Raw genomic sequence first — 4,562 nt, 5'->3', positions numbered from 1 at the left:
GTCCGGCGCTGCCGCGCCGTCCCGGAATGACCGCCGGTCATAGTCTACGCACACAGACCCTCCGAGCAGAGGCACCGCCATGACATACGAATCCCAACGCGTCGCGCTCCTCTACTTCTACGGCGCGCTGGCGCTGTTCATCGCCCAGGTGACGTTCGGCGTGCTGGCCGCGACCATCTACGTGCTGCCCAATACGCTCTCCGTGATCCTGCCCTTCAACATCGTGCGGATGATCCACACCAACGCGCTGGTCGTCTGGCTGCTGATGGGCTTCATGGGCTGCACCTACTATCTGGTGCCTGAGGAGACCGAGACGGAGTTGTTCAGCCCGCTGCTGGCGAAGATCCAGTTCTGGATGTTCTTCGCCGCGGCCGGCATCGCGGTGGTCGGCTATCTGTTCCGGATCCACGAAGGCCGCGAGTTCCTGGAGCAGCCCTTCGTCATCAAGGTCGGCATTGTCGTCGTCGTGCTGATGTTCCTGTTCAACATCACCATGACGGCGCTGAAGGGCCGCAAGACGGTGGTCACCAACGTCCTCCTGTTCGGGCTGTGGGGGCTGGCGATCTTCTTCCTGTTCTCCTTCTACAATCCGGCCAATCTCGGCATCGACAAGATGTACTGGTGGTACGTCATCCATCTGTGGGTCGAGGGCGTGTGGGAGCTGATCATGGCCTCGGTGCTGGCCTTCCTGATGATCAAGCTCAACGGCATCGACCGCGAGGTGGTCGAGAAGTGGCTCTACGTGATCATCGGGCTGGCGCTGTTCTCCGGCATCCTCGGCACCGGCCATCACTACTACTGGATCGGCGCGCCCGGCTACTGGCAGTGGATCGGCTCGCTGTTCTCGACTCTCGAGGTGGCGCCGTTCTTCACCATGGTGATCTTCACCGTGCAGATGACCTGGAAGGCCGGCCGCAAGCACCCCAACCGCGCCGCGCTCCTGTGGTCGGTCGGCTGCTCGATCATGGCGTTCCTGGGCGCCGGCGTGTGGGGCTTCCTGCACACGCTGTCCTCGGTCAACTACTACACCCACGGCACCCAGGTGACGGCGGCGCACGGGCACCTCGCCTTCTTCGGCGCCTATGTGATGCTCAACCTCGCCATGATGGCCTACGCGTTCCCGCAGCTTCGCCGCCGCGCCCCGTACAACCAGACGCTGTCGATCGCGAGCTGCTGGATCATGTGCACGGCGATGATGACCATGACGTTCGCCCTCACCTTCGCGGGCGTGATCCAGGTGCATCTGCAGCGCGTGCTCGGCCAGAGCTTCATGGACGTGCAGGACCAGCTCGCGCTGTTCTACTGGGTGCGGCTCGGCTCCGGCCTGCTCGTCGTGGTCTCGGCCCTGATGTTCGTCTGGGCGATCCTGGTGCCCGGACGCGAGAAGCAGCCCGCCCCGGCCCGCACCGTCCTGCAGCCGGCCGAATGACTCTCCCCGTCACCCTGAGGCGGCCGCGCGCCTTCGGAAGCGGCCGCCCCTGTGTCGCCCTGCAGCAACCCCGAGACGCGACCGTCATTCCGGGACGGCGCGGAGCGCCGGACCCGGAATCCAGCCCCGAGCTCGGTCCGTGTCGCTGGATTCCGGGTTCGCACCTTCGGTGCGCCCCGGAATGACTCTTGAACGGAGACCCGCCATGAAACCCGTCCTCCACGCCGTCGACGCGTCCGGTGCGGCGCAGCCGAGCATTCCGCACTACGCCCCGGCCGGCAACGAATGCGCCCTGTTCGAGCTCGCCTGGCGGCGGCGCCTGCCGCTGCTGCTGAAGGGCCCGACCGGCTGCGGCAAGACGCGCTTCGTCGCCCACATGGCGACGCGGCTCGGCCTGCCGCTCCACACCGTCGCCTGCCACGACGACCTCTCCGCCGCCGACCTCACCGGACGTCATCTGCTGAAAGGCGGCGACACCGTGTGGACCGACGGCCCGCTCACCCGCGCGGTGCGCGAGGGCGGCATCTGCTATCTCGACGAGATCGTCGAGGCCCGCAAGGACGTCGCCGTGGTGCTGCATCCGCTCACCGACGACCGCCGCATTCTTCCGCTGGAGCGGACCGGCGAGGAGCTGTCGGCGCCGCCCGGATTCATGCTCGTCGTCTCCTACAATCCCGGTTACCAGAGCCTGCTGAAGGCACTGAAACCCTCCACACGGCAGCGCTTCGTCGCGATCGAGTTCGACTTCCTGCCGGCCGAGCAGGAGATCGCGGTCGTCGCCGCCGAGAGCGGGCTTTCGCCCGAGCGCGTCCGCCCGCTGGTCGCGCTCGCCGCACGCTTGCGCGCGCTGAAGGGCCACGATCTCGAGGAAGGCGTCTCCACCCGCCTGGTCGTCTACGCCGCCGGCCTGATCGCCGCCGGCCTGCGGCCGGCCGAGGCGGTGCTGGCCGCCATGATCGAGCCGCTCACCGACGAGCCCGACGTGAAGGCCGCCCTGGTCGAGGTGGCGAAGGCCGTGACGGGGTGAGACGCTCATGGGTCATTCCGGGGCGCGCCGCAGGCGCGAACCCGGAATCCAGCCACATGCTCCGAACTTGCCGCTGGATTCCGGGTTCGGCGCTGCGCGCCGCCCCGGAATGACCAGGAAGGAACACCGTCATGCTCGACTTCCTCGAACTCGAAGAGACGGTCGGCCGCGCCTGGCATCGGCTGGTCGGGGGCGTCGCGACCTATCCGGTGCATCCGGAGCACGCCGCGACGCTGGACGAGGTCCGCTCGCCGCTCGCCGTGATGTTCCGCGGACTCGGCGGCGAGCCCGGCGTGCAGCTCGCCGGCGCGGGATCGCGGAAGCACGTCCACCGGCTCGGCTGGCGCCAGCGCATCGGGCTCGGCGAGGAGCGGCTCGACCATCCGGCCCGCGACGCCGCGACGCTGTTCCTGCCGGCGCGCATCGCGCTCTATCCTGATCACGACCTCAACGTCGCGCTGTATCGCTGGCTCGCCGCGTGGTTCGCCACGGTGCCGCTCGCCACGATCGAGGAGCCCGACCTCTTGCGTCGCGACCTCCTGGTGCTGCGGCGTGCCGAGGACACGGTCGCGGCCGTGCTCGACGCGTTTCCCGGCCTCGCCGAATCGTACGGCAGGCTCTGCGCCGCCACCGCGATCGCGCGGCCGGTGCGGCCGCTGCCGCCGGTGGAGCGCGAGATCGAGCGCATCGTGACCGCGCTGCTCGGCGCCGCGACGCCCCCGGACGGGCCGCTGTGGGACGCGGTCGCCCACGGCGCTCCCCTGCCCGGCCGGGCGCCGGTCGGCTACCAGCCGCTGCTGCCCTGCCCGCTGTGGGGCGACGCGTTCTTTCGCGCTCCTGGCGCGGCGCGCGACGATGCCGACGAGCCGGCCGGCGGGTCGGTCGCGTCGCCGCCCGAGACGAAGAAGCGCTTCGCCGTCCGTGAAAAAGCCGACGGGCGGAAGGACCGCGACCCGTTCGCGCTGAACCGCTTCGAGAAGATCCTGGCGATGGCCGAGATGGTCAATGTCGACCGGCCGTCCGACGACACCGACGACGAGGACGCCCAAAAGGCCGCCGACGAGCTGGAAGAGCTGACCGTCGGCCAGCGCAGCGGCAAGCCGGCCACCAAGCTGAAGTTCGACCTCGATCTGCCGCCCGACGCGGTCGACGGCACGCGGCTGACCGCCGACCTCACCTATCCGGAATGGGATTTTCGCAAACAAGCGTATTGGCCTGACCATTGTCGGGTGCTGGCGTCACCGGCCTCGGAGCAAGGCGAGAGCTGGGAGCCCGACGAGGTCGCGCGAAAGCACGTGCGAAACGTGCGGACGAAATTCGAGGCGCTGCGCCCGCGCCGCGAGGTTCTCCGCGCCCAGCCGGACGGGCCCGATCTCGATCTCGACGCGCTGGTGCGGGCGCGCTGCGACCTGCGCGCCGGCGGCGCCGGGTCGGACCGCGTGCATCTCGCGGTGCGCCCGCAGGGCCACGACCTCGCCGTCACGCTGCTGGTCGACGTGTCGCTCTCCACCGACGCCTGGGTGGACGGCCGCCGGGTGCTCGACGTCGAGAAGGAGGCGCTCCTGGTGCTGGCGCACGGGCTCTCCGCCTGCGGCGACCGCCACAGCATCCTCACCTTCACGTCGCGCCGCCGGAGCTGGGTGCGCATCGAGACCGTGAAGGACTTTTCGGAGCCGATGAGCCGCACGGTCGAGCGCCGCATCGGCGCGCTGAAGCCCGGCTACTACACGCGCATCGGCACGGCGGTGCGCCACGCCGCCGCGCAGCTCGCCCAGGAGCCGAGCCGCAAGAAGCTGCTGCTGGTGCTGACCGACGGCAAGCCCAACGACGTCGACCACTACGAGGGCCGCTTCGCCGTCGAGGACACCCGCAAGGCCGTGCAGGAGGCGCGCCGCCTCGGCACGACGGTGTTCGGCGTGACGATCGACGCCACGGCGCAGTCCTACTTTCCCACCCTGTTCGGCCGCGGCGGCTACGCCATCGTCGGCGACATCGGCAAGCTGCCCGCGGCCCTCCCGGCGATCTACCGGCAGCTGGTGCGGTAGAGATAGAAGCAGCGCGGCAAGCTCCGTTTACCTCCCCCTGGAGGGGGGAGGTCGGACCGCA

At 69.5% G+C, this 4,562-nt stretch carries 3 protein-coding genes; all 3 read left to right on the top strand.

Annotated elements, in window-relative coordinates; genetic code table 11:
- The first annotated feature begins 79 nt into the window (after window positions 1-79).
- The 3 genes from CH341_RS26240 (at window position 80) to CH341_RS26230 (ending at window position 4,501) form a co-directional block, all read left to right on the top strand.
- On the top strand, window positions 80-1,429 hold the full coding sequence (locus CH341_RS26240) for a cbb3-type cytochrome c oxidase subunit I (protein ID WP_111421913.1): 1,350 nt from the start codon (window positions 80-82) through the stop codon (window positions 1,427-1,429).
- Between the two features lie 205 nt (window positions 1,430-1,634).
- Window positions 1,635-2,456 (top strand): CbbQ/NirQ/NorQ/GpvN family protein, encoded by an 822-nt coding sequence (locus CH341_RS26235; RefSeq protein ID WP_111421912.1) that lies wholly within the window; start codon window positions 1,635-1,637, stop codon window positions 2,454-2,456.
- A 131-nt stretch (window positions 2,457-2,587) separates the two neighbouring features.
- Entirely contained in the window at window positions 2,588-4,501 is a 1,914-nt protein-coding gene (locus CH341_RS26230; RefSeq protein ID WP_111421911.1) for a nitric oxide reductase activation protein NorD, read from the top strand.
- Window positions 4,502-4,562: the final 61 nt, after the last annotated feature.

The organism is Rhodoplanes roseus, from assembly GCF_003258865.1.
Classification (GTDB): Bacteria; Pseudomonadota; Alphaproteobacteria; order Rhizobiales; family Xanthobacteraceae; genus Rhodoplanes; species Rhodoplanes roseus.
This window is presented reverse-complemented; position numbering and strand designations above follow the sequence as displayed.